This window comes from Sphingobacterium kitahiroshimense (assembly GCF_025961315.1).
In the GTDB taxonomy this organism is placed as follows: domain Bacteria; phylum Bacteroidota; class Bacteroidia; order Sphingobacteriales; family Sphingobacteriaceae; genus Sphingobacterium; species Sphingobacterium anhuiense.
The window spans coordinates 1,564,575-1,589,758 of record NZ_JAOQNK010000001.1; the positions used below are offsets into that span (position 1 = coordinate 1,564,575).

Annotated in this window: 27 protein-coding genes; 15 read left to right on the forward strand and 12 right to left on the reverse strand. The window is 35.3% G+C overall.

The genetic code is table 11. The annotated features are described in order from the left end of the window. Window positions 1-846: 846 nt before the first annotated feature. Entirely contained in the window at window positions 847-2,580 is a 1,734-nt protein-coding gene (locus M2265_RS07125) for an IPT/TIG domain-containing protein (protein ID WP_132771269.1), read from the forward strand. Between the two features lie 25 nt (window positions 2,581-2,605). Then, window positions 2,606-4,288: an IPT/TIG domain-containing protein gene (locus M2265_RS07130; RefSeq protein WP_132771268.1), complete on the forward strand. Its 1,683-nt coding sequence runs from the start codon at window positions 2,606-2,608 to the stop codon at window positions 4,286-4,288. Window positions 4,289-4,616: 328 nt separating this feature from the next. Here M2265_RS07130 and M2265_RS07135 read toward each other — a convergent pair whose 3' ends face one another. Beyond that, window positions 4,617-4,793: a hypothetical protein gene (locus M2265_RS07135; RefSeq protein ID WP_165905937.1), complete on the reverse strand. Its 177-nt coding sequence runs from the start codon at window positions 4,791-4,793 to the stop codon at window positions 4,617-4,619. Between the two features lie 306 nt (window positions 4,794-5,099). Between M2265_RS07135 and M2265_RS26965 the strand changes: the two genes are divergently transcribed. The 5 genes from M2265_RS26965 (at window position 5,100) to M2265_RS07155 (ending at window position 9,313) form a co-directional block, all read left to right on the forward strand. Continuing rightward, entirely contained in the window at window positions 5,100-5,312 is a 213-nt protein-coding gene (locus tag M2265_RS26965) for a ubiquitin-like protein (protein WP_413716343.1), read from the forward strand. Between the two features lie 217 nt (window positions 5,313-5,529). Next, window positions 5,530-7,095, forward strand: coding sequence for a hypothetical protein (locus M2265_RS07140; protein ID WP_132771267.1), 1,566 nt, complete (start codon window positions 5,530-5,532; stop codon window positions 7,093-7,095). 10 nt (window positions 7,096-7,105) lie between these two features. Then, the gene (locus M2265_RS07145; protein ID WP_132771266.1) at window positions 7,106-7,675 is read left to right on the forward strand and encodes a hypothetical protein; all 570 of its coding nucleotides are present in this window, start codon (window positions 7,106-7,108) and stop codon (window positions 7,673-7,675) included. Between the two features lie 325 nt (window positions 7,676-8,000). Then, window positions 8,001-9,032 (forward strand): histidine kinase, encoded by a 1,032-nt coding sequence (locus M2265_RS07150; RefSeq protein ID WP_132771265.1) that lies wholly within the window; start codon window positions 8,001-8,003, stop codon window positions 9,030-9,032. A gap of 23 nt (window positions 9,033-9,055) precedes the next feature. Next, complete coding sequence (locus M2265_RS07155; protein ID WP_132771264.1) at window positions 9,056-9,313, forward strand: hypothetical protein; 258 nt, start codon at window positions 9,056-9,058, stop codon at window positions 9,311-9,313. A 334-nt stretch (window positions 9,314-9,647) separates the two neighbouring features. Here the strand turns inward: M2265_RS07155 and M2265_RS07160 are convergent, their stop codons facing one another. From M2265_RS07160 to M2265_RS07170, 3 genes are all read right to left on the reverse strand, one after another. Continuing rightward, complete coding sequence (locus M2265_RS07160; RefSeq protein ID WP_132771263.1) at window positions 9,648-9,872, reverse strand: hypothetical protein; 225 nt, start codon at window positions 9,870-9,872, stop codon at window positions 9,648-9,650. A gap of 94 nt (window positions 9,873-9,966) precedes the next feature. Continuing rightward, window positions 9,967-10,371 (reverse strand): DUF5675 family protein, encoded by a 405-nt coding sequence (locus M2265_RS07165; RefSeq protein ID WP_132771262.1) that lies wholly within the window; start codon window positions 10,369-10,371, stop codon window positions 9,967-9,969. Between the two features lie 122 nt (window positions 10,372-10,493). After that, window positions 10,494-11,252: a hypothetical protein gene (locus M2265_RS07170; protein WP_132771261.1), complete on the reverse strand. Its 759-nt coding sequence runs from the start codon at window positions 11,250-11,252 to the stop codon at window positions 10,494-10,496. A gap of 543 nt (window positions 11,253-11,795) precedes the next feature. Between M2265_RS07170 and M2265_RS07175 the strand changes: the two genes are divergently transcribed. Then, a complete protein-coding gene (locus M2265_RS07175) occupies window positions 11,796-11,993 on the forward strand; it encodes a hypothetical protein (protein ID WP_132771260.1) in 198 nt (65 codons plus the stop codon). Between the two features lie 155 nt (window positions 11,994-12,148). Here M2265_RS07175 and M2265_RS07180 read toward each other — a convergent pair whose 3' ends face one another. From M2265_RS07180 to M2265_RS07200, 5 genes are all read right to left on the reverse strand, one after another. Next, window positions 12,149-13,243, reverse strand: a complete 1,095-nt coding sequence (locus M2265_RS07180) for an alpha/beta hydrolase (RefSeq protein ID WP_132771259.1) — start codon at window positions 13,241-13,243, stop codon at window positions 12,149-12,151. 39 nt (window positions 13,244-13,282) lie between these two features. Beyond that, the gene (locus M2265_RS07185) at window positions 13,283-13,633 is read right to left on the reverse strand and encodes a cyclophilin-like fold protein (RefSeq protein ID WP_165905936.1); all 351 of its coding nucleotides are present in this window, start codon (window positions 13,631-13,633) and stop codon (window positions 13,283-13,285) included. A gap of 131 nt (window positions 13,634-13,764) precedes the next feature. After that, on the reverse strand, window positions 13,765-14,328 hold the full coding sequence (locus M2265_RS07190) for a sugar O-acetyltransferase (RefSeq protein ID WP_132771257.1): 564 nt from the start codon (window positions 14,326-14,328) through the stop codon (window positions 13,765-13,767). Window positions 14,329-14,421: 93 nt separating this feature from the next. Then, on the reverse strand, window positions 14,422-15,243 hold the full coding sequence (locus tag M2265_RS07195; RefSeq protein WP_132771256.1) for a helix-turn-helix domain-containing protein: 822 nt from the start codon (window positions 15,241-15,243) through the stop codon (window positions 14,422-14,424). Between the two features lie 218 nt (window positions 15,244-15,461). Then, complete coding sequence (locus tag M2265_RS07200) at window positions 15,462-15,815, reverse strand: hypothetical protein (protein ID WP_132771255.1); 354 nt, start codon at window positions 15,813-15,815, stop codon at window positions 15,462-15,464. A 517-nt stretch (window positions 15,816-16,332) separates the two neighbouring features. On the opposite strand from M2265_RS07200, the gene M2265_RS07205 reads away from it, so the two are divergent. From M2265_RS07205 to M2265_RS07230, 6 genes are all read left to right on the forward strand, one after another. After that, entirely contained in the window at window positions 16,333-16,506 is a 174-nt protein-coding gene (locus M2265_RS07205) for a hypothetical protein (protein WP_165905935.1), read from the forward strand. A 12-nt stretch (window positions 16,507-16,518) separates the two neighbouring features. After that, on the forward strand, window positions 16,519-16,995 hold the full coding sequence (locus M2265_RS07210; RefSeq protein ID WP_132771254.1) for a hypothetical protein: 477 nt from the start codon (window positions 16,519-16,521) through the stop codon (window positions 16,993-16,995). Window positions 16,996-17,260: 265 nt separating this feature from the next. Then, entirely contained in the window at window positions 17,261-17,851 is a 591-nt protein-coding gene (locus M2265_RS07215) for a hypothetical protein (RefSeq protein WP_132771253.1), read from the forward strand. A 407-nt stretch (window positions 17,852-18,258) separates the two neighbouring features. Next, window positions 18,259-20,940, forward strand: a complete 2,682-nt coding sequence (locus M2265_RS07220) for a TonB-dependent receptor (protein ID WP_132771252.1) — start codon at window positions 18,259-18,261, stop codon at window positions 20,938-20,940. Further along, window positions 20,941-21,714, forward strand: coding sequence for a GLPGLI family protein (locus tag M2265_RS07225; RefSeq protein ID WP_132771251.1), 774 nt, complete (start codon window positions 20,941-20,943; stop codon window positions 21,712-21,714). It abuts the gene before it with no gap. A gap of 106 nt (window positions 21,715-21,820) precedes the next feature. Further along, window positions 21,821-22,264 carry a hypothetical protein gene (locus tag M2265_RS07230; protein WP_132771250.1) on the forward strand — a complete coding sequence of 148 codons (444 nt, stop codon included), beginning with the start codon at window positions 21,821-21,823 and terminating at the stop codon, window positions 22,262-22,264. On the opposite strand, the gene M2265_RS07235 is transcribed toward M2265_RS07230, so the two are convergent. Continuing rightward, window positions 22,193-22,570, reverse strand: coding sequence for a hypothetical protein (locus tag M2265_RS07235; RefSeq protein ID WP_132771249.1), 378 nt, complete (start codon window positions 22,568-22,570; stop codon window positions 22,193-22,195). The genes M2265_RS07230 and M2265_RS07235 overlap by 72 nt on opposite strands. A 530-nt stretch (window positions 22,571-23,100) precedes the next feature. On the opposite strand from M2265_RS07235, the gene M2265_RS07240 reads away from it, so the two are divergent. After that, window positions 23,101-23,298: a hypothetical protein gene (locus M2265_RS07240; protein WP_132771248.1), complete on the forward strand. Its 198-nt coding sequence runs from the start codon at window positions 23,101-23,103 to the stop codon at window positions 23,296-23,298. Between the two features lie 55 nt (window positions 23,299-23,353). Here M2265_RS07240 and M2265_RS07245 read toward each other — a convergent pair whose 3' ends face one another. Continuing rightward, complete coding sequence (locus tag M2265_RS07245) at window positions 23,354-24,088, reverse strand: LytR/AlgR family response regulator transcription factor (protein WP_132771247.1); 735 nt, start codon at window positions 24,086-24,088, stop codon at window positions 23,354-23,356. Then, entirely contained in the window at window positions 24,085-25,125 is a 1,041-nt protein-coding gene (locus M2265_RS07250) for a hypothetical protein (protein ID WP_132771246.1), read from the reverse strand. Before M2265_RS07250 ends, M2265_RS07245 begins: the two co-directional genes overlap by 4 nt. Between the last annotated feature and the right edge of the window lie 59 nt (window positions 25,126-25,184).

Genomic DNA, 25,184 nt, shown 5'->3' on the forward strand with positions numbered 1-25,184 from the left:
GTACTATCAAAAATGGAAATTAGTTTAGTATATTAGGGTCTGGTTAATCATCAATTCGGACTTGGTTTGATGGATTGCCCTAGATAGTTACATATCTGGGGCTTTTTTTGTGGTAATACAAAAAGCAATTATGGTTTAGATAAAGATTTAATTAAAGACTCCTTTTCTATGTTTAAGAATTATTGAGGATAGATATCGCTTTTTTTATATTCCCCTTAGAACTGTTTCAGCTAGTAAGAAAGTTATGAGGTGACATTGTTAATAGGTTAGTTAAATGGTGAGGAGTGGCGATTGTTAATCCGTTAGTAAGAAAGTTATGGGATTAGATCGTAAGCAGGTTAATTAAACGGCTATGAGACTGCGGAATCAGTACTTTAGAAATCGTATACTTTAGTTCCTCATGAAATTAATATTATGTACCACTTACCCTTTGGTATATTATAAAATTTTGCGTTATTTCACAATGTTGATAATTAATCTAAATACATTTTCCCCAAACAAAACGTTCTGATGCTTTATGCACGCGTTACTGCTGAGGAGATCAAAGAATTACAACAACTAAAAGGCAATACCAGTGTCCATAACTTCCTCATGCAGCTAAAACACTTGATTAGAAGTGATACAATAAAAAGCTATGTAATAAATAATAAATATTTATATTTGAACGAAATATAAATCACCTTTTATACTAAAGTTAAGTTGCTCTCCAAAATCCATGTAGTCTTTTAGTTTCTATGCTCTTATTTCATTTAAGACTGGACCTTAAAGTATACCTGCTATTAAAGATCAATCTACAGCCATAATAAAAAGATTTTTTATGCACATCAAATAACATTTTTAATTAGCATGTACTTTAAGTTTACCAATTCCATTCTGCGCACGGCACTTCCTTACAGCCTGCTCATCTTTACTATTTCTTTCTTTTTACTAAGCTGCAGTAAAGAAGAAAAAATAACTATGATCGATACAACTCCAATTTCAATAGAAATAGATGGTTACAAAAACTTAAAAAAAGATGAAATCACATTGTTAGGTAAAGTAACCTACCTAAATGATGAAAAAATTATTGATTTTGGATGGATTATCCAAGAACGTTTATTTGATGAGTCAGGAAAAGAAAAAGTGGTGGAAACTACAATCAGCATGGGCAAAGATCCAAAAGTAGGTACCGTCGAATATCATTACAAACCCAAAAAAAAGTTCGAATTCAATCAAGATTATAGTTATTTCTTATACTTAAAGACTGAAGAAAATGTTTACCGTTCAGAAAGCAATTCCTTTGTATTTAATGGCCTTGTTATAAAGACAGAGAAAACGTTAAAAGCTGCATTTGGCGATCAAGTAACCATAGAGGGGGATTTCAGTATAATAAATAGCGACTTTCAGCTCCAAATTGATGATTTTACAACGACAAGTATTCCTTATGAAGTAAAAAAAAATGGAACAATACTTAATTTTCAATTTCCCAAAAACCCTGGAAACATTTTCAGTGGTGAAGAACTAAATATTACCCTTAATAAAGTTGATCGAAACAAAACATACCGTGCCATTATAGGAAAAATTAAAGTCATAGCCACTGCAGAAGTGTCTGCAAAATTAAGTTACAAGTTTAGCGAGTCAATTGACTTTACGTCAAATGATTATTCACCTTCTAATCCACGCAATGGTTATCTAAAACTACTAATTGGAGACAATATTATTGATTTCACCAATAACGTCTATTTTAGGCACCTCAAAAAGGTCTCTCCGACCATGCGTATTGGATATATTAATGATCGAGATACTGTTATCTTTAAAGATGTCGTTACTTTTGAATTACCAGACCAAAAGCTAATTAATTTTAGCAGTATTGCTGTACATCCCCATTCCGATTTCAAACTTACAGGTGTAAATTTTGGTCAATACTTCACCAATCTTAATCCAATTGCACTTTTCGATAATAAATATCAAATATCATATCATGAGAATAATAATAGTTTCGTCGTCCCCGATATCCCAGACGGCACCTATAGTCTTACATTAAGATATCCGATAGGTACATTAAACATACCCAAAAACATTGAAGTCAGAAAATTAAAATGGACCAGTTTATCTACTATTAATCCCCATTATGGTGAAACTGTCACTATCAAGGGTAATTTTATCAAAGGTCAAGAGTATAGGATATTGACTCCCGAAAATCAAGACCAAGCGACGGTAGTTGCAGAAAAAGAAAATCAACTCGAAGTCGTAATATCGCCAAGATCTTTCTCTTCAGGTGAATGGAAAATAGGATATCGTGACCAGGATTACAACTTTACTTACAACGATAAAAGTCAATTTGTAACAATCAAATCACCTGTGCTTACTTCAGCCAGCCCTCTCCGCGGAAGAATAGGCCAAGTGATCACACTGAAAGGAGCAGGTATTTCCTATATTAATCGCGTTATGCTCGGCGATATGGATGTATACCGCACCGAAATAAACAATAATGAAATTCAAATCACAGTACCATCTTATGCACCAAAAGGCAAGATGAGATTGTCAATTATTACAAAAGACCAAATAAACACGCTACCAGAATTATTTGAAGTTTATTAATTTAATATACAGCACAAAATTAGCAATGAAAACTCTAATCCATTATATCTTATTTTTAATCACGCTACTGGTTATAGGATGCAGCAAGACAGAAGACCGTGTAGAAGCTGGAATCACAAAACCATTTCTTTTTGACGAGATGAAGCTTGAAAGCATGAATGGGGAAAGTATTGTCTTTTCAAGCAAACTCTTAGAGGAAAATAAGGATAAAATAACAGACTACGGTATTGTGATAGGATATACCCAAAGCGGAGAAACAAATGAAGAAAAAATTTCACTTGGTACAACGCCTATATTGGGACCGATTTCTTACGAATATAAACCGAAATCACCATTCAAAGTGGCGACAGATTACTACGTACAATTCTATATCCAAACAGCAAAAGGATTTTACACGAGTCATAAATTACCCTTCACAGCTGGTTACCTACAAGTAACAGAAGGGCTTCACCAATATGCCAATACGGGAGATACCATATCGGTAGGAGGCAATTTTGATGGTATTGATAAGGACTTCAAATTAAAAAACTCAATAAATGATGTAAGTATACCATTCACCATCAACACGGAAAAAAATCTTATCACATTTATTGTACCCCAAAATTCCTTAGATCATGGGGCTGGTATCCGTTTCAATCTCGTTAAACAAAAATCTAACACTGAAAAATTTATTTTTGAATTATGTGAAACGATCATTGTGGCCAAATTAAACCCTCCTTCAGAAAAAAAAGTGTATCTAACAGATGCCATTACCTTCACTGGAACTAATCTCCCCGGACCATATAGTTACAGGGATGAGTTATGGTTATTAATAGGTGGACAAAAGTTCAAGTTTCAAAGTACGATATCCCTAGCGATTATAGATGGCCTTAAAGGTACAAGTTTCAAAATTGGTTATTTAAGTGGTAATGATAGCATTATCTTCCCCCACCCTATTGAACTTCTTCAGCCTGGGGGACAAAACATACATATATCCCCTAAAGTTGTCCACCCATCTTCAAATTCTCTTATTACTGGTGATAATTTTGAAAAATTTTACGGAGCGGCATGGAACACGATATATGTTGGAAAACAAGTAGTAGAGAAGCCAAGTTATTACGACCGAGGGTTTTCATTTAAGATTCCTCAAATGAAAGACGGAACATATACAGTGACAATTTCCAATCCATTTTTTAACATAAGCAGTACCGAAACAGTAGAAGTCCGCAAATTAAAAATAGCCGACATCAGTACTACGACCGTATATCCTGAAGAAAAAATTACGATAAAAGGTAATTTTATAGATTATACCAACTATGTAGTACGTATTGGCGAACATGAGGTTATTGCATTAGCACTAAATGGAGAAATTACGTTTAACAACAGCTCAGAAAGTAGTGGCACTAAAACCGTTTCAGTCTGCTATGTAGCAAATGATGGTGAAACGACTTTTGCGGATAAAACTTTTAACGTCAAATCTGAAAAAGGATTTATTAGTTCCGTCAATAAAACTGAAGGCTATCCTGGAGATGTGATTACTGTTAAGGGAAAAGGGTTTTCAGTATTTGCCACTTACAAATTAGGTAATACTCCAATTATTATGCTTAATAGAACGTCTGATGAATTTACATTTTTGATTCCCACAAATTTGCCAAAAGGAAAAAGTAAAATATCAATCAACATGGGTGACTACATACTTGAATCACCAGATTATCTTGACATAAAATAAAATATCAATCAACAATGCCTTAAACAATTAGGAAGATTAACGTCACTTCTGGAGTTTCATGCATAAAACAAAAAATAATACCTTTTATAATAAAGGGGATAGCAAAAAGCTACCCCCTATAAACTGTGAACCTTTAAAGTTAATCTCGTCTCATTTTAGGAGAAAAAACTAGTCGCTTTTACGTCGCCGTACTCTACCTAGGAGCCTACTGGTCACAAAACTCACAACTGTACCTAATGCTGCCATCAAGGCTGTTTGGAATAAATCCCCCAAAGAAAAGCTTGCCCAGGTCGAACACAGCTTCCCACCTATAGTACCGATCCGTATATCATTCCATTTCATCATGAACCTCCTTTTCTTTTTGTGAAGAATCCTCCGCCAGTGGTGGCGACTCCCCCACTCCTTTTTTATCTTTATCATCCAGCACCGTTTCTACCACACCAAGACCCAGCGCGATGTATTTAATAATATTCAATGCCTTTCCCGGCAATTTAATCGGCGTCATAATCACAACCTGTAGAGCATGGCTTATTTTTTTGAATTATATTTTTCACCTGTTTATTAATTTTTTTTCAATTGAACAACTGTGATTTACAAAACGAATACGGTTTCCCGTAAAATCCACCATTAGTATTAAAATATATTCGCAGCAGAATTAAATATTTAAAAAAACACAATTCAAACGATAATTATAAATATAAAAAAAATCCTACTTACAGGCCTAGTATTAAGCTTATGTCTTAATCCTTGCTCAATTTTTGCAAATAAGTCCATTGAGACAAGTACTTTAGCTAATGCAGCTAGTTTTCAAATTTTTGTAAAAACACTTACTGGTAAAACAATTACCCTAGAAGTAACCTCATCTACCACCATACAAAATGTAAAATTTAAAATTCAAGATAAAGAAGGATTCAAACCTGATCAACAAAGGATAATTTTTGGTGGTAAACAATTGGAAGATGGCAGAACATTATCTGATTACAATATTGGTAAAGAGGCTACTATTTTTCTCGTTCTAAAATAATAAAATAGTGAATTAGACCAGAAAAAGTATCATAAACTTTACTGGTCTAATCTTTACACGCAAATTTAAAAATAACAACTTGCGTCCCGAAAGATCCAATTTAAAACATTGCCTGAGAAAGCGATGGATAAAAAATTACACTCGGCACAGTTGAAAAGAATTTACTCAAAGTGCTTTTCCCTATGGCCTTTGTGTAACATAAACAACAAGTATTATTATGTTAAGACCAAATAAAAAAAAAATAAAGTATTTATCAATAATTACAATACTATTTTTCCTTATTTTAAATTCATGTAGTGATGACAATAAATATGATTTTTCATCACACGAAAACAAACAAAAATCAGCAAACATCAAAGAGATAAAGAACTGGTATAATCAATTAGGAATTGAAAAGAGGATGTATGACACTTTGACTTCAGATTTAATAACCACTTATATTCCAAAATGGGATAAAGCAAGATATTCAGAAGTAAATGATTCTACAAATCATACCATAATTCCTTTATCAATAATTAGTAAGAAAGGAGATAAGGAACTCTTAGGAAAATCTCTTTATAATGAGTCTTTTTTACTGGTTAAAAATAACAATGATTTTTATTTTGGTAATTTTTTTCCCGACGAAAACTCGAAACAATCATCAGATGAAAATTTTCTACAAAATGGAACGTTAATCTTAATTGATGTTATATCAAGACATCAATTTACATATATTTATAAAAATGGTAATGCACAATTTCAAAAACCAAAATTAGATAGTAAAAAAATGTCTTTTTATGACGATGAATACATTGTACTTAGATCTTGTGCAATAGTAAATTTGTGCACTTGGTATACAATATGTCCTGACGGGATTGTTACCTTAGCACCAAGTCGTGGCGGAGCATGTAATCCACCATATCACCTAGGCTTCTGTAGGGATGGTAGTTTTGCAGGTGAGTGGAAGCAAAGAACACAAACACATACTACAATAGAGTGTCAAGACGTATTATGGCCAATTCCACCAAAAGATGAACCGGGTTGGGGGGGAGGTGGATCTACTATTGATATAGAAAATCCCATTGAACGAATTGCAAGTTTATATCATTCCGAAGGATTTAGACAATTTCCTATAGATCCTTGTGATGCAATAAAAAAAGCAAATGAATTAACATCAAATCCCCAAGTTATATCAAAGATAAATGATATAAAAAATAAAACTTTGGAAAATGGGGCATATATTTATTCATCATCTAATACAGATATGACTACTAAATATGTTGGACCTCATATATCAAGTCCAAATGAAAGTTTAATAGAAATCGGTACTCCAAGCTGGAGCTCATCAGGTGGTTATGCCACAGGTTTCATCCACAACCACCCTAATGGAGGTGCACCCAGTCCATCAGATATTTTTGTTCCGGCCCAAGATCTAATCGATTTTGCTTCAGATAAGACCATGTCTTATGAAATGCTTAAAGGGTATATTCAGAATTATACGTCCATAATTGTAAGTGGTGAATATGTTTACACGGTAACTATTCGAGATCCTTTCTTTTTTGCTTTGGCGCAAAATAGTCATAAATCAAAAAGAGGTTATGAAAAAGCAAGATTTACAGAAAAAATACATGATTTTATAGAAAACACAGACGGAACCAAAGAGGATGTTCAGAGAGGTGGAGACGCAGCGTTATTAGATTTATATGGTAAACTAATCAATATTAGCAAACAAAAAATAGGAGAACCCAATACGAATAAAGCACTTATTTTCACAAATGGTGTTGCTAGTTTAAAAGATTGTTAATTTAAAAAATATGATGATGAAAAAATTTATTCTAATAACAATTTCATTTTTGGTTGGAGCGACCATTTGTAAAGCTCAGGAATTTATAGGCTTGAAAAAAGGATATACCACTCCAGAACAAGTTAATAACGCTAGAAAAAAAATACATGCGGATTGGTTTGGATCCATAATAGAGCAAGATCCAATATTAATAGGTTCATTAAAGCGGAATTCCGCTTATTTTGAAATGGATTATAAAAATCAAGGTTTCATAAATAAAGGTTTTCTATCTATAACAAATAAAAAGCCTAACACTACAAACAAAACTATTGATGAAATAATTAAATTTGATACTAACTGGTATTTTCAAGAAACAAAAGTAGAAAATCGAGTGACTGGCTTTATCAGAAGTACAGTAATTCAAGCCGGTTACTACTTTGATGATACACTTACAATTATTTATATCTATTTTTTAAACAATAACACAAAAGAAATTGTTCTAGCTAAACCAGAAATCCTCGGCACAAAGGATGAAAAAATTGCTTTTACTAAAGATTTTATTAAGAAATATGCTAATATAAAATGGAAGATAAAAATATAAATGTATCCGATCTAAATACGTTTTATAAAAATTCATTATTAAGACACATAATTTTAAATTAAAGAATTGATATTGAATCAGATCGGACGATCTGATTCAATATTTTTTATTTCTAGCCATCTATAAAGCTGCTATAATACACATATACGAGATGAAAGTGGTGTTGTTCATATATTCAAAAATACATATCTATTCCATTAGTAATAAAATCACAACAACAAATCCATCATTTTTAAATTAAAAACATGAATTTCATTCGCATTTCAAATTTTATAATAGTTGTCATTAAATCATTCGAACACATTTATTTATATTTGAATTAGAAATGGGAAAAGAAAAAGTAAAAATTAGAAATTATAAAAAAAATAAAATAATTCTTGCTACATCAGCCGTTCTAATAATTGTTGCGTCAATATTTATACTCGGAAATATAAATTCGAGCATTGACGAATTGAACGCTAGTGAAATGCTCGATGTCGCTAATCATAAGTACGAAATTGTAACTCAAGAACTTGAAATTCTTGATAAAATCTACACATACTTACCCGAAAGTGATAGTATTTTTCTTGCAAATATCCATATTGACACAAGATCTAAGAACAATCTATATAATTTAAATGAAAGTAATAGCTTCAAAAATGCCATAAGTGTTGACTTAAATACATTAAATAACTACCTAGCAAATCGAAAATATGGACACCGTAGTTACTTCAAGCTTTTCGACAAATCAGGAATCTGTTTAATAAGCCCTGAAAAGAAGGATATTGGAAAATACTATGACAGGTATAAATTCAATGAAATTGATAAAAAAATTATTAAGTCAGATTTCCTTGGTATAGATGTTTTTGTAAAGAATTATCCGTCAAATATAATTTTCAAAGACGCGACAATCATAGTTTCTGTTCCAATATTAACATTTAAAGAAGATGTTCAAAAGCTATCAAACCACAGTTTGCTACTAGGACTAGGCGACATGTTTATTGTCTCCCTATTATTTTATTTGTTCATTTTGGAACAAAGGAAAATCGAACGGTTGCAATTGCAAAATCTTGGCAAGGAAAATGAACACAATAAAATAAAATACCTTCATCTGCGAGAGCAATTTAATCCTCATTTTTTATTTAATTCATTAGGATCTCTGACGCATTTAATTGGGAAAGACATAGAGCTATCCAAAAAATTTATAGTCAAGATGACCAAGTTTTACCGAAAAATAATACAGACCAATGCAAAAGAACTTGCTACTGTACATGAAGAGATAGAATTGGCTAAAGATTACATTTTTTTACAAAAGGTACGTTTTGGAGACTCCATAAGTGAAATTCAATATCACTTACCTGATCATGTATTGACCTAAAACTACCGAGGTTTTCAATTCAAATGCTTTTTGAAAATGCAATTAATAGCAGTCAATTTTCATCTAAAGCACCACTTAAAATTACAATTGACTTTGATCATGAAAACATGACTCTTAAAATCGTATATACTTTTGTTGCAAAATCTTCTACTTATCTAGATAATACTGATAAAAGTTTCATACTTTTAAAATCAATTTATCAGTATTATAATACAGATAAATTTGATTATCAAATTATTGAGAATAATTTTTCAGTAACCTTGCCGCTGATTGAAGAATAAAAACATTAGCTAAATACCTAACTCTTCATTATCATCTCCAATCTCAGGGTAAGTTTTTGAATGTATAAAAGAAAGTGTAATACCACTTTATATTAAAGGGGATAGTAAAAAGCTATCCCCTTTAGTTTGTGAACCTTTAAAGTTAATCTCGTCTCATTTAATAGGGAGAAAAAACTAGTCGCTTTTACGTCGCCGTACTCTCCCTAAAAGCTTACTTGTCACAAAACTCACCACCGTACCCACCACAGCCATTAAGGCTGTTTGTAGGAGATCCCCTAAAGAAAAGCTTGCCCAGATTGAACACAAAGTACCCCCGATAGTGCCTATCCGGATATCATTCCATTTCATCCCTTACCTCCTTTTCTTCCTGCTGCACGATAGGTACAGCTGGTGGCGACTTCCCCACTCCTTTTTTATCTTTATCATCCATTACGGTCTCCACCACACCAAGACCCAGTGCGATGTATTTAATAATATTTAATGCCTTGCCCGGCAGTTTAATCGGCGCCATAAGCACCACCTGTAGCGCACGGCTTATTTTTTGAATTATATTTTTCATTTGTTTAATTGTTAGTAGGTTAGAAACTATTACTCTTAACTCCGTTACCACATCACTCGTCACTCTGTTACTTCGTTACTCCTTCACTACGTCACTACTTAATATGTAAAAACACGTCCTGCTCCATATCCCAAAGCGAATAAACCAGAGACTTCAATTTTGCGAGTGCCTTTTTACTTTCCGTACCGCAACCTTCCCCTGTCAGTGTAGTGACCGGAGCGATGCATCCCAATAACTGCTTCTGTGCATCGTTGGCCGCATGGATCAATATCGCTTCGCGTCCCAGTACAGCAGGAATTCCGATCTGCTTTCCATGTCTGGTATACTTTCGTTTTTCCAATTTATAACTCCCTACCGGGATACAGCTGAGCCTTGGCAGGTTATTGCGCCAGGGTAATTCGATAGTACGGCAGATGACCTCACCTTCAAAAGTAAGTGTACCGTTCGTTCCCTGCTCTCCATAAATCCGTTGGAGATGCAAGATTTTTTTTGTTGACATTTTTTGATTGATTAAAAAGAATAAGAAGTTCTTTTTAGATGAAAGGATATATCAGGAGGCACAAGTTCATCAATAACGAACGGCCTCCTGAAGATATCCCATCAATACACGATTAAATTAGGTTACGGTATCACGACCTGATGAATGGTCAGCGCATTGTACTGCCCATTTGCCAATGGATAATAAGCACCGTTCACAAGCTGATAATACCCTGTCCCTACCAGTACCATCACACTTTTATCAGGATCATGAACAATAGTCGCCGCAATATCCAGATCCATAGGCTGCATTTCACCAAGCATGATATAAGCAGACCGCTGGATCACAGGACGCTGATCTGTTTCATCTCCCGAGAACTCCTGCAGCACCAACGTGTACTGCACATGCGTTGCCCCACTCAGCTTGGCAATATGCAGATTCGGAATCAATTGCTCGCATGTTAAAAAACCTTCACCGCTAAAATTGTCGAAGGAAACCGACAACGGTTTTAACGTGATATTTTTTAAACTGGCGCGCTGATTACATTCCAGACCATTCAGCAGCACCATGTTCTGCGGTACTAAAACGCGTTCCCCGCGGACACTCACCGGATCCATCTGGATGACTTTTAACATCCGGCTCGCCAGCCTGGAGCTGAATTTGTTGTCCGCATTTTCAAACAGCACATCGCGCAACAGATCGCGTAGCTTTTTGCCCTCCTGCTGCGCTCTGCCAAATTCACTGCCGTTCTCACGGGTACGTGCAAATGCTGGATCATTGGCAATACGGTCACCCGATACACCGGTTTTCATACGTGCCTGATAACCCACACTTTTTGATTTGTAAAAGGAAAGATCCCCGATCGTTCCATTTAATTTGATTAAACTTTCTACTCTTGCCATGACATTATTGTTTTGACACTGCTAAGATGATCATCAGTACAAAAGCACTGGGATCAAAAGCGTGGAAAAGAAGAAAAATGCGGAAAAATGATACTGAATTGGCGTAATAAATTGACGAAAATGTACCGAAATGAGAATAAAACTATTTTTTATAGAAAAAACTTATCTTAGTAAATGAATAACCAATAACATCATTTTCTGGAGAGGAATCAAACCTAATCTGCAAAGCTTAAGGAATAAAGTATGCTTTAAACTTGGACGTTACCTAGTGATCAAGCATGGCATAAGCGTATATAAAGCGTAGATAGAGCATAGATACAGTGTAAAAACAGTATGTTTCATGCACTTACAACGCACTTAACACGCACTTAGCCTATGCGCATACTGTACATAGCAAAATAAGCTTTATGCGTGCTTGATTTATGCTTTATACCTGCTTAACAGGTGGTTTGATAGGATATGTTTGTCTGCGGGAGTAACAAATCACGAACAATCCAGATGATCTGATTATCAAAAGATCATCCCTCTAAAAACCAGGATAACATGAAAAATAACGATCGTTTATGCATATACCCCAAAGAAGCGGCGGTTATATTAGGACGTACAGAAAAACACACCTACAAAATCTTCCAGTCTATACGCGATTGCTACGGACTGAAAGCAAACCAGTATGTCAGCATCAGTATATTTGCGGAGTATACTGGATTACCGGAAGAAGAAATTAGAAAGCTACTGCTCTAATTAGCTTTAAATAGAAACAGCTGGAGAGGACTGTTTCTAAACAAGCTACCCTGAAAAGTAAAGGCAGGAATTATTTACTTCAATAAGCAACAAAAAAAGACTGCCTTTTGTTAGACAGTCTTGTAAAAAAATTGACCCGTAAGGAATTGATAGTATTATTTCAAATTATCTTTAAAAAACGTTTCCAATCTGTCAAAAGGAATTTTATCCTTTTTATCGTATAGATCGACATGATCGGCACCAGGTATTATAACCAGTTCCTTTGGCCCTGAAATCATTTTATAAACATCTTCAGAATAATAGCGCGAATGCGCATTTTCTCCAGCAACAAGCATGACCGCACGAGCTCCGATCATTTCAATGTTTGCATGCATCGGAAAACTAAAAAATGACATCGGTGTTGTAGCTGTCCAGGCTGTGGTAGAATTGATAGATCTGGAATGAAAACCACGCGCTGTTCTATAATAATCAAAGAAAGAGGCTAGTACAGGATCGGGATTAGCAGGCAACGTTTCAGGAAGTATACGTGTTCCTTTTATCATATTGCCGTTTTCATCAAACGGTACTTCATGCAGCCCCACTGCATAGTTGCCATTCTCCGCATCTTTCCAGCGCTGCTGACTTAAGTAATCGACAACTTGTTGACGCTGCTCTTGGGTATAACTGTCTTGATAGCTTCGGCTGATACTACGGGACATATCGTACATCGAGGCAGTAGCTACCGCCTTGATCCGCGAATCGCTTGTCGCTGCCGTAAGCGCCATACCACTCAGACCACAGATCGCCATTAGACCAATACGATTTCGGTCAACAGTAGGCAATAGTCCAATATAATCTACCGCAGCACTGAAATCTTCCGTAAAGATATCAGGTGAAGCGACACCGCGAACCTCGCCACCGCTTTCCCCCGTAAAAGAAGGGTCAAAAGCTAAGGTCACAAACCCTCTAGAGGCCAGTTCGCTTGCATATAAACCAGATGACTGTTCTTTTACAGCTCCAAACGGCCCGCTTAATACCAAAGCAGGTAGTTTCTCGGTTCCCGCATTTTTCGGCGTATATAAATCTCCGGAAACCATGATTCCATAACGGTTCTTAAAAGTAATTTCCTTACGCTCTACCTTATCGTTCAGTTGAAACGTATAATGTTCTTGATTTTCCATTTCTTTTTGATTTTGAGTTAATAACGTCTGACCATACGATTGCCCCAACAGGATCAAAGAAACCGCTATTAAAATTGATAGTTTTTTCATCACTTTATTTTTCTAATTATGAAGATTAACCTTCACATACTATTGTTCCACCAGTTCAAAATATACGTTCTTTACAGTACCTGTAACATTGAATGCATCAATACCCTCGGTTATTCTACCTATCCTGATCAAGTCTCGGGAGCCTGAATAACTGCCATAAAAAATAGCAATATTACCCCACGGAGCATATACATTTATATCTCCAATTTTAGGGTCGCCAACGGCTTTTCGTGCTGCTGTAGATAATTTTTTCGGTGGGTAGAATATCTTTTCTTTACCGGCGAAGTCCTCCATATCAACAGTTAAAGGAAGTTGGGCAATGAAATCTCTTGTAGTAGGATTTTCATACAAAATTGCCATAACCACCTTATCTCCACTAGTTATTTTCAATTTCATAGCTTTTTTGTTTGCTAGAGTGTCCTTTTGGATTTCATTTTTAACCCTATTTTCCGATGGCGTACAGGCACTGCTCTGTAAGCTGGTAAAAAGGAATAGCAGCATATACATCATCCTTTCCATCACTATTCAATGTGCTTCAGCATTTTCGCCGGGATCCCCCCGAAAACGCAATTATCGGGTACATCTTTTGAAACAACTGCACCTGCCGCGACAACAGAATTTTCGCCAATGGTCACGCCTGCCAGTATAGTCGCATTTGCTCCGATCCATGCATTTCTTTTAATGTGAATATGGCCAGGAACCAGCGATTGTCTGTCTTTAGCGGCTATCGGATGCCCTTCCGACAGCAGACTGACTTTGGGTGCAATCTGCACATTGTCTTCTATCGTGATACCGCCCAGGTCCAAAAAAACACAATCAAAATTGATAAAAACGTTTTTACCGATCTTGGTATTTTTCCCATAATTGATATACAAGGGTGTAAAAACCGCCGTATTTTCATCAATTTCTGTTGCTGTAATCTGCGATAACAAATTGCGTACCTCGGCAGGATCATCAGAACTGTTCATCTGGAGAAGCAACTTTTTTGTAGCAAAGGAAGCTTCCCTCAATTTATATGCTTCGGGATCACCTGCTGGTACAGTTTCACCGTTTCGCAAGCGTTCAAAAATATCAACTGTTTGCATTATATCTCCTTTATTTACAATACAAAATTAAAGCAAAAACCTCACAACAGCATTGTTGTGAGGCTCAATTATCTTTTCTCTAAAGCTCAATTTTTAAGCTTCTGTAGGCGGTACGCCATATTGCTTTTTAAATGCCGTAGAAAAATGTGAGGGATTTTTAAAACCCACTTCCACATAAACTTCCTGTACTTTTTTGCCCTCTTCTTTCAGTTTAACGTAGGCCGCTTCCAGCCGTTTTTTGATCAACCATTTTTGGGGGCTAAGGTTACTGATTTTTTGAAAATCCCTTTTAAATGTTGCCAAACTCCGCCCCGTATAGGCAGCAATCTGTTCCATCGTGAGGTCGTCCATATAATGATCGTTCAGAAACTCCAGGATATCGATCTTCCAAGGGTCAGTAAAATCAAATAATATAGGATAAAAAATATCCGAATTATCCAGCAGCGCATAAATACCTTCCAGCAATTTAAGATGAGTAACACCATCGGTCGGTTTTATATTTTCATCAAAATAAGGCGTGAGCGATTGAAACAGACTAGTGATAGCAGGGCTCGGTTCAATCTTAACAACATTTTTATCAGAAATCACGACTCTTTTAGGCAAGTACGCCTTATCAAACTTACTGTAAAACTCGCGCAATATGCTCCGGTTGAATGTCAAAGAAATTCCTTTATATAATTCACTTCCTTTGCTGTTTTTGTACATTGTCAATCGGTGGTTTCGCCTTACAAATGCACATTCACCAGCTTTTATTGTAGTTCTTTTATTTCCGTCCACTATAATCTGCTCGCCCGAATACAGGTACACCAAAACATGCTCTGGTGCTGCATGAATACATTTTTCACTAAAATCTGTAAAACAGGAAAGGAAAATACCCGAATAGCTTATTGTCTTTAATGTATCAGTCTGTTTCATCGTTGACAGTTTATATTACATATTTATTAGATAAAGACAAAGCTACGCATTTCAATTTAGGAGAATATTTCTGTCCGGCTCAAAGTTGCTACACCAAGATATTTGCAAGTATAGTATTGCTAGAACAAGAAATTACAAAACTACTGCTTTAATAAGTTTTAAACAGAAACAGCTGGAGAGGACTGTTTCTTTCAATAAAAGAGTCTAATATTAAAACGTTATTTCCTTATCGGAATCCAGCTATCCCAGCCATCATGCACAAGGGTATTCCTGCGTTCCCATAAAGCTTTAATATTTTTATCCGATATCCCTTTTCCAAAAGTCAACATGGAAGTAATGTCTTCAGCAGACATATAGTATCGTTCAAAAGGTCTTTCTCGCGTTACATACCGCATACCCATCTGCGTAGATCCATCAACGGAATCTAGATCGAGCTTTTTAAATAATCGTTCGGGTAAAAGTGTGATCATAATTGGTTTTTTGATAACGTCGACTCGAGTTTCACTCAAATACGAAAACATTTCTTCCTCTCGGGATAGCACATAGCTGTCCCCTTTGCAAGTTTTTTGCATTTTTCTAAGGTTTAAAATTGCTTCCCTTATACCCTATCCGATTGGACATAACTTAAGCATTCAGGAAACCAGGTAAAAAAAATAAAGAAAGAAGATGTGATCAAATAGTCTTCGTCGAATGATTATGTAATGGTCTCCGCTATTGCATAACCATTTGAAGAACAAAACCGATTTTTATGATATTAAAGTATTATGATAAAATATTAACGAAAATTATTTGCTTTAATAAAGAAAAGATTGTACTTTTAAAGTGGCAATTAGAAAAGTAGGCCTCCGATCCTCTTTTTCTTGGAGCATATACAACTGTGCACTAATAAAATAAAAGTCGGTAACATACAACCATTCAGGAATGGTAAGAAGCTGATAATAACCTATCAAGAAATTAAGGAGATCAAGAAAATTTAAGAATAAGAAAGGTGAAGATGTTAATGATCCTCTCTACCTGATTCACAAACCTATGGACGAAAGCTTAATAGGAAAGGCTAAAAGGAAGTTAGAAAATCAATAATAACATTAAATGAAACATCAATTTACACTACCAGCTTTACCTGATTCCAATTTTGAGATAGAAGTTTCATTTTGGACAGGTAAGCAAACATTATACAAAGACGAAGTTCCCGTGGAGCGATCCACTGAAAAAGGCAAGCCTTTTTTAATACAAGATAATAACGGAGATATTGTGAAAAGCTAAAAAGTTATGATTATGAAAGCAACAAAAATATATGCAGTTATGACAAATGATAAAAGCATAGCGTATGTTACTAATTTGGAGGCTGTATTTTCAACGTATGAAAAGGCAGAGAACCACATTAATCAGCTATTCCCAAATACAGTGAACACCACTAGAGAAATATGTGAATTTGATTTGGACCCCTATGAAAATCAGATTCTTAATAAACTTAATTATTACTTTTTAGCTGCGTACTGTAAAGATGATTTCTACCAGATACAGGTCGATAAAACCTCTGACCATATATTTTCTCAGAATATGAACTATTTAGATGTCGACGGTGATCCGACAGAACAAGAGCCGGATTTCACCTATTATTGCTTTGCAGCATCTGCTGAAGAAGCGCTAACGAAATTTAAAGCCGAGCTCCTACCCTATATGAAAGCACATAACATCAATTTACCATTTGCTGAGCCGAAAATAAATCTTAGTGGAAAATATTTCTATTAGCGGACATCAAAACATAATCACATCAGTCATTGATAATGAATATGCTGAGCTGGGCTAGAAAATATTTACCCCGTTTCAGGGGGAAAGTTTGGTGACTAACGCATTGAAATTGATATTAAATCGTATCGAAGCGAAAACAGATCAGAATAGTTTAAAAGCACATAAACTTGGATATAAAACATTTTCTCCACAATGTGCAGAAAATTGAATGCTCGCTTTAAGGCATTCTTAAAAAGTATAAAATAAAAAAAATGGATAAATAGATATGAATGATTTAATTAAATCCTTTGAGCAAAAGCTTGTGGCATTTGATCAAGAAAGTATTGAAAGAGACCTTATTATAAAAGCTAAAAAAGAAAAAGAAAAAATAGAAAATGATAACTATTGGAGTAATTTCAAAAAATTTCAAAAAGAGTTCGAACGATTAGTCTGTACTGACTTCAAGAAACTCTATAGTGCTTTGAAAGACCCTCTCATGCAAAGAAATATCGTACTTAGACACGAATCGCATAGAAGTATTGGTCGCAAATATTTTGATTTAAAGTTTTATACTTACGCATTGATCTCACTTAGTGACCGATCACTATGTGTGAGTGATAGGTGGAATAAACAAGCCTTTATTTTATTAAAAGGTGATCATGTAAAAAATACGATTTCACTTTATGATTGTAATCAGGACTTAGAATATATATCTATTTTTTTTGAGAACAATGTACTCGATAACCCATTAGAGCAGTTTCTGATCGAGGATTATAAGTTTACTTTATTGAAACCTCATATTGAAAAGTGGTTAGATCGCAATTTGGACAGAATTCTTAAGACTGAAAATTACAAATCGAATAACAACATTATTTGACCCTAAAAGCTGTTACTTACACAAACATGGAATTTCGTTGGTGACTGGAAAGTTTATCGTCTGGGGGAACGTTTATTAACAGTAGAGCTGACAGAATTTAGGCATTAATCTCTGCAGGAGGATTACAAATTTAAGAAAACGAGAAAGAATTTGGGATAAAATAAAATATTAGACTGATATGGAAGACCTTATTAAATCACTAGAAAAAAGTCTTTTAGACTTTGATAAAGAAAGCATTGAAAAAGACTTAACAAGAGGTTTATTAAAATATCAGAAGATATTAAAGATGATATTATTAACATCTTTAATCAGGATAAGAACCTTATTTTCGATTATAAGAATAATCTCTCTTTATTGTCAGGTCTCTCCGGCATATTCCTTTCAATATCCAATAATAATTCAAACTTATGGCGAAAGCTAATACTTTTATAAAATCAATTGCTCTTTTTGTCTTCATTTCTATAATGGGAAAGACAAATGCACAAATGATAACAGGAAAGGTAAGTACAGAAGAAGGTATTTCATTAAATGGAGCTATTGTCAATATTATCCATCAAAAAGATTCTATCTTTCATTCCTTTGGACGGACAGACGAGAAAGGTAAATTTTCCTTACCCGCCCCATTAGAAAAGGGAACGTATTTACTTGTATTCGTATATCCTAAACATACGGATGTGGCTGTTCCATTACGTGTAGATGAACTATTCCAGGGAAAGGAACTAGATGCTATCAAACTTCCGTTGAACTCTATTTTTCTAGAGGAAGTCACAATTACTGCAAAAGGCCTTATGAATATCAAAGGTGACACCTTGGAATACAATATTAGCAGCCTTAAACTTGCACCAAATTCCCGAGTGGAAGATGTTATAAATCAGTTGCCCGGAATGCAAATTACCAAAGGAGGACAGATTTTCTCACATGGGAAGGTTATTGAAAGAGTTTTGGTAGATGGAGAGCCTTTCTTCGGAAATGATCCCACATTAGTTACGAAAAACCTTCGTTCCGATATGGTCGATAAAATTCAAGTTTACGACGATGCTAGTAAAAACGAAAAAATTACCGGAATCAAGGACAATAACAAAATGAAAACGATCGATATAAAACTTAAAGAAGACAAGAAAAGAGGCGTATTCGGAATGGCTCAATTGGGTTATCTGAATAGATATTATAACAATATGTTTATGTTGAACAGGTTTAACGGTAAGGAAAAGATATTCGGATATGGCGTCATGAGCAACACGGGAAAATTAGGCATCGGTTATAAAAGCATGACAAGTGGTGGAGGTAGCTTGGGTAGTGATTTTGACGGGAATACAGGTAAATTCACAGGAGAAGGAAGACCGAAAGTTTATAGCAGTGGAATGGTTTATTCTAACGATTGGGAAAAGTATAAACTAAACACTAATGTAAGTGTCAAAGGTATGACCGTAAAGGGGGATAAGGAAGTATATCAGGTCATTGATGTCAAAGACCAACCAAGGGAAAACACAAGTACAATGGACTTCAAAAGAACGTCACATGAGCAAAATTTTGTCCTCAATTTTGAGAATAAAGGAAGTTCAAAGCTTTATGTTTCTCTCAATGCTGGACATGAACGGGCTTTAGAAATTGATCAAAAAAAGTCTCTAATGAAGTATATTGGCGAGGCGGGTGTGATCAAAAATATAGAACAAGGCAATGATTCAAAAGAAGATATTTTTCAAACCAACCTAAATGTTAATTGGTCCACAAAGCTCAAAAAAGAGGGTAGAAAAATAGCTATAGGTTTTCAGCCTAGTCTTACAACTGCCTCCAAGGATACCTATATTAAAATAACTAATAATACCCAAAAACAGTCGACGGTTTCGGAACTTAAGACAGAAGGTGATAAGCATGAAAATAATTTAGATTTTAGTCTTAGCTATAGTGAACCGGTTTTCGAGGGTGCTCTTATTAGCAGCGTCGAGAGCAAGAGCCATATTAGCGGTAGTAGGTCAAATATAGAGAGTCAGGAAGCGCTCTATTCTCATATATTAGAAGGCGACTTTAAATACAACTATATGGTCAAAAGGTTCAAATCTGTATATCGGAGGACCATAAAAGGTTTCACAACAGAATTTGGAACTGCTCTATCATTGGAGAGATCCAATCTGAAAGATATAGCTAAAGGTAATATAACCCGTAAGAACTTCCTTTTTTTACAACCTACAGCAGATCTGGAATATAAATTCAGTCAAAACCATACTATAGAAGGTCACTATAGTAAAACCAATATTTCCCCGACTTCTTATCTTGTCCAGCCTTTCGGAGACGCCAGTGATCTGCTAAATATATACACGGGTAATACAGAATTGGAGCCTAGGTCTATTAATAGTTTTTCTTTAAATTACCATAACTTCAAGCTCCAAAAGTTAAGAGCAATCAACGCTTCGTTTGAATATAAACTGAAATATAATGATATCGGTTATTCCATTCTAACTAGTGAGGACCGTAATACCATTAAACCTATAAACATCGAGAAGTCAACTTATGACTATACGTTTAACTCATCATACGGGAAGGAAGTGAGCAATAAAAAAGACTATCTATGGTTACAGCTTGAAGGAAAGAAAAGTATGAGTTATAGTTATGTGGATAAAACAGAAAACAGATTAAGTAATCTATCCGTCAAATTTACCCCAACTTTAACGTTTAAAGAACGTGCAGGAATTCAATTTAACTTAGGAACAGGACCTATTTTTGAAAATCTGAACTATTCGCAAAATGAAGACCTTAACTTTGAAGGAATTGGTTTTCAAGGAAATGGAGACCTCAATATAAGTTTTCCACTGAACTTCCGATTGGAGCAACGCTTCAATTATGTTTATAAACCGCAGAACAAATTACTTGGTACAACTTTGAACCAATTACTATGGGACATATCGCTGATTAAAAACTTCGGGAAGGAAAATATTTTCACAGCAGAACTCTCTGTGAATGATCTTCTTAATCAGAATTTGGGACTGCAGAGAGTATATGGCAACACGGGATTTATCGAAAGTAAATATTCGACAATTAACAGGTATTTCTTATTATCCTTTAAATGGGACTTAAACAGAATGGGGGAATAAATGATACGATACTTTATTTTTTTTGTTTTACTGATAATGATATCAATCGATTCGAAGGCGCAATATAACCACATGGCAGATCAAGGGAAAATCGAATATGAATTCAAAATCAACAGATTTGAACGGGCCAAAAAGCTTTTGGGAGCTCAGGCAAGTTCGACTAGATATCGTGATTATATATTGTCTCTTCAAGACAATCGTTTTCTTATAAGGACCTATCAGATGGAATTTGATCAAAATCACACTTTCTACGGACTAGTAAACAAAGAAGAATCACAGGACTTTATTGACCTATTAATTGGCATTCCTACTTCAGCAGTACTACGTGATAATGAAACTGATTCGACCTTCATGAAAAAACAATTCGGTGAAGAGAATTTCTTTTTAGCTGAAAAATCTAAAAACATCAAATGGAAATATACAAACGAAAGAATGGACATAATGGGCTATGAATGCCGTCGCGCTAATGGCCTTTTTATGGATTCGATATACGTTGTGGCTTTTTACTGCCCTGATATTAACGTTCGCTCAGGACCTTCTTTATTTTGGGGTCTGCCTGGAATGATTCTAGGCATTTCCCTCCCACAAGACCATATCAATATCTTTGCTACGAAAATAGATCTGAATGAAAACCCATCGATAAGAGGTGAAACAGTAATAAACAGAACTGAGCAAAAGTCATTTTCAGAATTTAGCGAATATCTTAAAAATATTTTGGGAAATCGTTTTGATAAAGATAAATGGGATATGAATATGCGCGGTATAAGATTTTAAAAATCCAAGCCATTGCTCAGGCGAACCCTATGGGCCATTTTAAATGATATCCTAAGCTGGTTCTATATGATTTATTTTGCTTTTACGCGATAGAAAAATCTAAAAAATGGAAGCAACAAAAGGGATGAATTATAGTCAAATTATCATAAAGAAAATTACAATAGTTGTATGTTTTATTTGTGCAATAGGACATTCATCGTATGGAAAGAAGAAATACCTCCTATTAGATAGTCTGAAACACTCCTATAATGTAGAAAGGTACACTTTAAAGATGGATTCATTATATCGTGTTGCGAGTACAGTTGAACTTTTCAATATTATATTGCCAGAACAAGAAGGTTTGGTACTAATTTCTGTTTTACCTCCAAATTTAAATGACAAAGGTTTATGGACAAAAATCAATATTGAAAATATTGCAGTAGACGATTATATAAAACCTGCCGATTATACTAAATATTTTGAATTTACACTGCATATCCTAAACCCTCATACCCTGCCATTTCACCTGAATAAGAAAAACATTCAGCAGCACCATGTTCTGCGGTACTAGCACGCGTTCCCCGCGGACACTGACCGGATCCATCTGGATGACTTTTAACATCCGGCTCGCCAGCCTGGAGCTAAATTTGTTGTCCGCATTTTCAAACAGCACATCGCGTAGCTTTTTGCCTTCCTGCTGTGCTCTGCCAAATTCACTGCCGTTCTCACGAGTACGTGCAAATGCTGGATCATTGGCAATACGGTCGCCCGATACACCGGTTTTCATACGTGCCTGATAACCCACACTATTTGATTTGTAAAAGGAAAGATCCCCGATCGTTCCTTTTAATTTGATTAAACTTTCTACTCTTGCCATGACATTATTGTTTTGACACTGCTGAGATGATCATCAGTACAAAAGCACCAGAAACAAAAGCGTATAAAAAGGGGAAAATGCGGAATAATGATACTGAATTGGTTCGCTAAATTGACAAAAATGTAGCGGAATGCAAATAAAACTATATTATACAGAAAAACTTATCTTAGTAAATGAATAACCAATAACATCATTTTCTGGAGAGGAATTAAACCTAATCTGTAAAGCTTAAGGAATAAAGTATGCTGTAAACTTGAACGTTACTTAGTGATAAGGCATGGCATAAGCATATATAGAGCGTAGATACAGTTTAAAAACAGTATGTTTCATGCACTTACTACGCACTTACCACGCACTTCGCCTGCATACATACTGTTTATAGCAAAATAAACTTTATGCGTGCTTAATCCACACTTTATACCTGCTTAACAGGTGGTTTGATAGGATATGTTTGTCTGCCGGAATAACAATCACGAACAATCCAGATGATCTGATAATCAAAAGCTCATCCCTCTAAAAACTAGGATAACATGAAAAATAACGATCGTTTATGCATATACCCCAAAGAAGCGGCGGTTATATTAGGACGTACAGAAAAACACACCTACAAAATCTTCCAGTCTATACGCGATTGCTACGGACTGAAAGCAAACCAGTATGTCAGCATCAGTATATTTGCGGACTATACCGGATTACCGGAAGAAGAAATTAGAAAGCTACTGCTCTAATAAATTTTAAATAGAAACAGCTGGAGAGGACTGTTTCTAAACAAATTTGATCAATCTATTCCGCTTGATTTATAAAAGATAGCAGTTCCTGGTAATCCAACGCTGAAACAGGGATCTTCATCTTGAGATCTTTAATTACAATTTTCGTATGCGTATAGCCCTCAATGGCCTTACGATGGATGACATAGCTTCTTCCTATTCTCATAAAATCTTGCAACGGCAACTGGTTGTACAGTTCTGTTAACGTAATATTGGATTGCAACTTTTCAATATGATTATCCGCACCTTTCAAATAAACGGTCAATTCCTTCCCGTTAATTTCAGCTAAATAAATATGTGCTTTATCAATGATCTTCATCACTTTTGTTTCCATACAGCGTAAGGATATCGTGGTTGATTTTCGGACGCGTGTAGCGGCACGCTTATCTACCTCTGCGACTGCAAGATTTAAAGTTCTTACCAATTTCTCATGGCCAACCATCTTATCCACATACCCTACGGCCTGCATATCGTATGATTCATACGCATAACTGTTATGTCCTGAACAGATCACCACTACCGGTGGATCGGGTAATGATTGAATCAAAGTAAACCCGTCCATTCCCGGCATATCCATATCTAAAAAAAGAATATCGACCTTATTCTGCGTGATAAAAGATCTAGCTTCAAATGGATCCGACTGGATAGGCAAAACATTTAAAAAATCAAACGCTTTGAGCCGATCGCGCAATACCCGCACAGCATCTGGCAGATCGTCTACCAGCAGCACCAGATATAAATCCTGTTTCATCTGTTCAGTACAGTTATCTGAAAAATAAACATGCCTTCCTGATCCCGATAGCTGATGGATATAGGCCAGTCATCCGCCTCTATTTTATGTTTCATCAAAGAAAACCCAGTACCAAGCGATTGTATGCTGGATCTTTTCACAGCATCATATTGATTTGTAAATGTCATGATCAAATGACTTCGAACCTGCTCCCAGTCTACATGTAGACCACAGTATCCTTTTCTCCATATGCCATATTTGAGTGCGTTCTCTACCGGCAAAAGCAATAAACCAGCTGGTAAGCGTCCTTCCCAACTCTGCAACGGTTTATTAAATTGAACTGCTTGATCTCCGTACACCAAACAGATTAATTTCGTAAAGGATAAGAACATATCACATTCATCCTCCGCCGAAACCCCGTCATTGAGGTTATCAGAATCCAGCATATAACCCATCAAACTAGTAAATTCCAGATAATAAGCCTCCATCAATTTAGGATCTTTCGTCAGATTCTGCTGATAGCTCAAAGCCACAAAGTTTTTAACAAAATGAGGCGCAATATGTCTTGATTCCAATTGAAGTGCATAGCGCTCCATTTTATTTTGCATCTTGTTTTCCCTGAGGTTCGAAGCTAGATATTTAAAAAAAACTTTGACACCGACTATCGCAAATGGCACTATATTGACTAAAATCGAGGAAAACAGTAACCGGAATAAAAATTGAATGAAAGAAAAAGGATATTTACCGCTATCAAAATAAATTCCGAACTGCGGCAGCAAGCTATAAACCAATCCATATACCACTATAGGGATAGATAGCATAAGCTTCAGCCAAGCCCACAAAAAAGGTCTCTTTTTATTCCAGTGGTCTGCTTGGAAAAGACCATCAAATATCCGGTAAAATCCAAATCCATAACACGTATACAGCAAACCAATAATCATAAACTTACTCTCTTGAATATCTTTCAATTTCACCGACCAGTTCAACGTAGTAAAAAAGAAAGTTATTCCGATAAAAATTAAAGTAAGGCTTATCCATTTAGGGAGTACAAATTTCATTAGGTTCTTCGGTCTTTGATTAACAAGCAATTTAATAAATATTTCCTAAAAATCAATTT